The sequence below is a fragment of the Sneathia sanguinegens genome (genome assembly GCF_001517935.1).
Classification (GTDB): domain Bacteria; phylum Fusobacteriota; class Fusobacteriia; order Fusobacteriales; family Leptotrichiaceae; genus Sneathia; species Sneathia sanguinegens.
In genome coordinates, this window is record NZ_LOQF01000018.1 from 1 (window position 1) to 5,265 (window position 5,265).

The following is a 5,265-nucleotide window of genomic DNA, read 5'->3' on the forward strand; positions in this document are numbered from 1 at the left end:
TTTTAAAAAAAAAAAAAAAAAACTAGTAAAGTTTTGTAAAATATTGACTTTAATTTCTTAATAATGGTAATATTTGGTGATATAGAAAGACAAAAAAATATAAGTAGAAAAGGAGTTTAAATGAAAGGATATAATTTATCTGAATTGGAGGTAATGCTAAAAAAAAATTTAAAGTATAGAACATTAAGAGCAAAAAAAGTTCTAATGTCAATTATACTTTTAAGTAGTGCCATAACTTTATCGAAAACTTTGGATAATATTAATATAGAACAGTTCCAAAAAAGTAATAAAGAACAAGTTGGTTGTGAATTACAAATGGATGGCACTTGGAATTGTGATAATCAAATTAAATTTGCAAAATATGAACTTGAAATTTCAAATGATAAACATACAGACTTAAAAGCGGTAGACTATAAGTTTGCAGATTATTTCTTAACAAAAACTAAGATAAATAGAGAAATAGCTAATGAATTTTTGATAATTTTACCAGATGTTAGAATTTTGGAAGAACAAAGGGAGAAGATTTCAAAATTTGGTAAGGATGTAATCGTTTTCATTCTGAAAGAAAAAAATGAAAAATTAAAATATAGAAGTTTTGAAGAATTAAATAATGTAAAATTTGCAAAAAATGTAAAAATTATAACACTAACATTAGATGATGAAGAAACTGATAGATTTATAACAGACACTAAAAATAATTCGCTATATTTTCAAGACTATTTTAAGTACAAATTTTATGGGAAATATAAAAAAATAACAAGATTCAATTATTTGGAGGCAATAAATCATGAATAAAATTAACATTGAAGAAATGAAAAGATATTTAAAAAGAAGTTTAAAGAAGAAGATAAAGATAACAACAAGTTTGATAGTGCTATTTATGATGAGTAATAGTATAGGGATGGCTACTCAAATAACTATAGATAGTGGAAAAATTGGGAGTTATGGTAGAAATAATAGCAGTAGAGGATCTATAGCTTTAAATCCTAAAACTGAAAATGATTCAGCAGTACAACATCAAGTAGTTAAAGATTATGCAATAGCAATAGGAGTAGGAGCTGAAGCAGCTAATAGTGATTCAGTTTCAGTAGGTCATGAATCTAAGGCAAATGCTGTAAATTCAGTGGCAATAGGAAACAAAGCAGAAGTTACTAAAGATGAAAATGATGCAATAGCAATTGGTTATCTGGCTCAAGTAATGCCATCAGATAAAACTGAAGCAAATGGACAAGCTGGGTCTATTGCAATGGGAAGAGAAGCAAGAACATGGTCAATACAGAGTACTGCAATAGGTACTAAATCAGAAGTAGTATCATCGACCCTTTTTGATAATTCTTCAAAAAGAGGAGGACAAGGACTTGCAATTGGTGCTGGTTCAAAAGCAGTAGATCAAGCAACTTCATTAGGTAATGAAACATTTGCTATAGGTAGATCTTCAATTGCAATTGGTTCAGATGATAATGAGCAATTTAAGGAACAAATAACTAAAGAAGATTTTAATCATTATTTTAAAAAACTATTTAAAGTTATTGACCCTACTGGTAGTGATTATGGATATAATAAAGATGGACAACTTAAAGCACCAAATAAGCTTAGATATTCACCAACATTAGCAGCAGGTGAAGGAGGTATAGCATTTGGTACAAGGGCACTATCATATGGTATAGGAGCTACTTCTATAGGAGCTTTTTCATATGCATTAGGAGACTATAGTACTGCAATGGGAGCGAAAACTCGTGCTGAAGGAGATGGAGCTATTGCTATAGGTAACGAAACAAAAGTATTTTCTGATAACTCTGTAGCTGTAGGTAATAAAAATGAAGTTTCAGAAAATGGTGGAATGGCTTATGGATACAATGCTATTTCAAGTGGTAACAATACTATCGCTATAGGGTCAAATGTATATGGTAATGTTGATATTGATACAGAAAAGGTGACCGATGGTGTGCATAAACAATATCGTGATGATGCAAATGATGAAACTACAATTAGTACAATTGATACAGATTTTGAAGATAAAAACATTGAAAAAACATTGGGAGACCTTGACACTTTGTATAAAACACAATCATATACTACTACTTTAGTAGATAAAAAACTTAAATTTAATGGAAAAGAAGAATCTACAGGGAAACAAGTTAAAAAAAGTAGTGGGAAAAACGCAATTGTTGTTGGTACAGATTCAGTAGCTAAAGGTGAAAATAGTATAACTTTTGGTCATGCAGCATTTGGTATGAAAGATAATACAGTTTCAATAGGGTCATATACATATGTAAATGGGAAAAATTCATTAGGTTTAGGTATAGCATCTAGAGTTTTTTCAGATAATTCATTATCAATTGGGGTAGGTTCAGTAGTAACACATAATGCAAATAATTCATTAATATTTGGGAATAGTTCAGTAGTTAAAGCTAAAAATTCATTAGCAATAGGGAATTATTCTAAAGCAGAATTAGAAAATTCAATTTCAATTGGTAATCATTCAAATACAGATTATAATCCTGAATGGCTTGAAGAACCAGGGTATGCACCTAAAGGAGCAATTTCTACTTTAACTTCAAAAGGTATTGGTGTAGTATCAATAGGTACTATAGGAAAAGAAAGAAGATTAACTAATTTAGCAAGTGGATATAGAGATACAGATGCTGTTAATGTTTCACAATTAAGAAGTTTGGAAGAAAAATTAAGTACTGTTAATCCAGATGAAGAAGATACATCAATGATTAACTACCTATCAGTAGATAAAAAGAATACTGGTGGTGAAGGTTATAAGGCAAAAGAAATAGCGATGAAGGAAGTGTATTATAAAGAATACATTAAATTAAAAGCTAAAGCCTTGGAAATGGAAGTTAGAAAAACAAGAAATGAAGAACATTTTAAAAAAGAATATACAGATAAGATAACAAACAGAATAAATGAATTAGAAAAAAAAGGTATAAAAGCAATAAATGATGCTAAAACAGATATTTATGATAAATATAATGATAAATATATAAAAGATAATACTAAAACTGTTGATTCAATATTAAAAGAAATTAGTGAGTCTAAAGATGCAGCATTAGCTAAAAAACAAACTGAGATTTTAAGTAAAGAAGAAATAGAGAAAGTTAAAGCTTCAAATTATAATAATGATGGTGCGACAGGTGCAGATGCTGTTGCATTAGGATATGGAGCAAATGCAAAAGGAAGTCAAGCAGTAGCTATAGGTAAAGAAGCTAAAGCAAATGGAGTACAATCTGTTGTTATAGGTTCACCTAATAGTAGTAATAGTAAAAAAGATGAAGATACAGATTCAAATATAGGTGAAATAAGTGCAGGTACATCATCAGTATCAATAGGTAATGGTGTTAAATCTGGTAATTATGCAGTAGGAATAGGTGGAAATGTTGTAGCAAGAGATACAGCAGTTGCAATTGGAGATAGAGCAAGAGCAATAGGAAAATTTGGCATAGCAATAGGAGAAAAAGCAAAAGTAGAAAAAGAAAATGGGATAGCTTTTGGAAATATTGCAACAAGTACAGAGAAAAATGCAATAGCTATTGGTAATAGTTCAAAAGCTACTAAAGAAAATGCAATAGCAATAGGACAAGGAGCAAAATCAGAACAAAATGATTCAGTAGCAATAGGTAATGGTTCAGAAGCAAATTCAAGTACAGCTAAAGCATATTTAACTGATGATACAAATACTGGCGGAAGAACATTTGCTGTAGGTGGTACAAATATTAAAAGAAGAATAACAGGTGTAGCTGATGGTTCAGCTGATTCTGATGCAGTAACAGTTGCACAATTGAAGAAATTAAGTGAAAAAGGTATTACTTTTAAAGATGATAAAGATACTGAAACTACTGTTAGTTTGACAGGAAAAATAAAGATATCAGGTAAAGAAGAAAATACAAATGGTAAATATAGAAATATATCAGTAACAACTAATAATAAGAATTTAGAAGTTGCATTATCAAAAACTTTAAAAGGAATAACATCTATTGAAAATGGGAAGGACAGTGCTAAGTTAACTTTAAATAATGATAATATAGCTATAAATAATAAGAAGTTAACAGGATTAACAAATGGTTCAGGCGATACAGATGCGGTTGCATATGGACAAGTAAAAAATCCATTTAAAGTTGTTGCAGATAACAATTCTACTGGAGTAGATCAAGCTTTAGGTAAAAAAATTGAAATTACAGGTAGAAAATCTATAAATGATGGTACATCTGAAGCATGGAGTGTAAATGGAAATAATAACCCTAAAAATGGAAGATATACAACAGAAAATGTTGAAACATTTGTAAGTTCATCAAGTGAAGGGACAAAAGTTTTAGTAGGTTTAAGAGAAGATCCAACATTCAAGAAAATAACATTAAAAGATGGAGATACTAAACAAGTAGAATTAACTCCAACAACAGATAGCTTAACATTGAATAGTAAGAAAATAAGTGGTTTATCTAATGGAACAAATGATACAGATGCAGTTGCATATGGACAAGTGAAAAATCCATTTAAAGTTGTTGCAGATAACAACGCTACTGGAGTAGATCAAGCATTAGGCAAGAAAATTGAAATTACAGGTAGAAAAGTTACAAATAATGTAATTTCATCTGATGCATGGGATGTAAAGGAAAATAATAATCCTAAAAAAGGAAGATATACAACAGAAAATGTTGAAACATTTGTAAGTACATCAGGTGAAGGAACAAGAGTTTTAGTAGGTTTAAGAGAAGATCCTACATTTAAAGAAGTAAAATTAGCAAATTCAGGTAAAAATGTAAAATTTGGAATAGATGATAAAGGGAATGCAACATTAACTGATGCACAAAATACTACTGCATCACCAATTGTAACTGAAGCAACAGTAGGTAATCAAAAGATAAGCTATGTAGCAAATAGTAAAAATAAGAAGGAAACTACATTAACAACTGGATTTGATTTCACATCTAAAGATTTAGAAATAAAGACAGAAGATAATGGAAAAGTTACATTTAACTTAACAGATACAGTAAAGAATAGTCTAAATGGTAAAGGCAACGATGGAAGAGATGGAAAAACTGGAGATAGTAGTGCAGGTTCAAAGGGCTTAACAGGAAAAGATGGATTAAATGGAAAAGACCTAACAACTAAGGTAAATGCACTAAGAAATGGTGAAGCAGGAACAGTAGTCTATACAGATAAAGATGGAAATAGATTAGTAAAAGCTAATGATGGTAAATATTACGAAGCAACTAATGTTGATGAAAAAGGTGAAGTTCAAAATAATGCAACTGCTAA

Annotated in this window: 2 protein-coding genes; both read left to right on the plus strand. The window is 29.8% G+C overall.

Translation table 11 applies throughout. The features are described from left to right. Positions 1 to 120 precede the first annotated feature (120 nt). Entirely contained in the window at positions 121 to 795 is a 675-nt protein-coding gene (locus tag AWT65_RS06185) for a hypothetical protein (RefSeq protein ID WP_066730166.1), read from the plus strand. Next, on the plus strand, positions 788 to 5,265 hold a 4,478-nt coding region (locus AWT65_RS06190), incomplete at its 3' end, for a hypothetical protein (protein WP_083497856.1). The genes AWT65_RS06185 and AWT65_RS06190, both read left to right, overlap by 8 nt.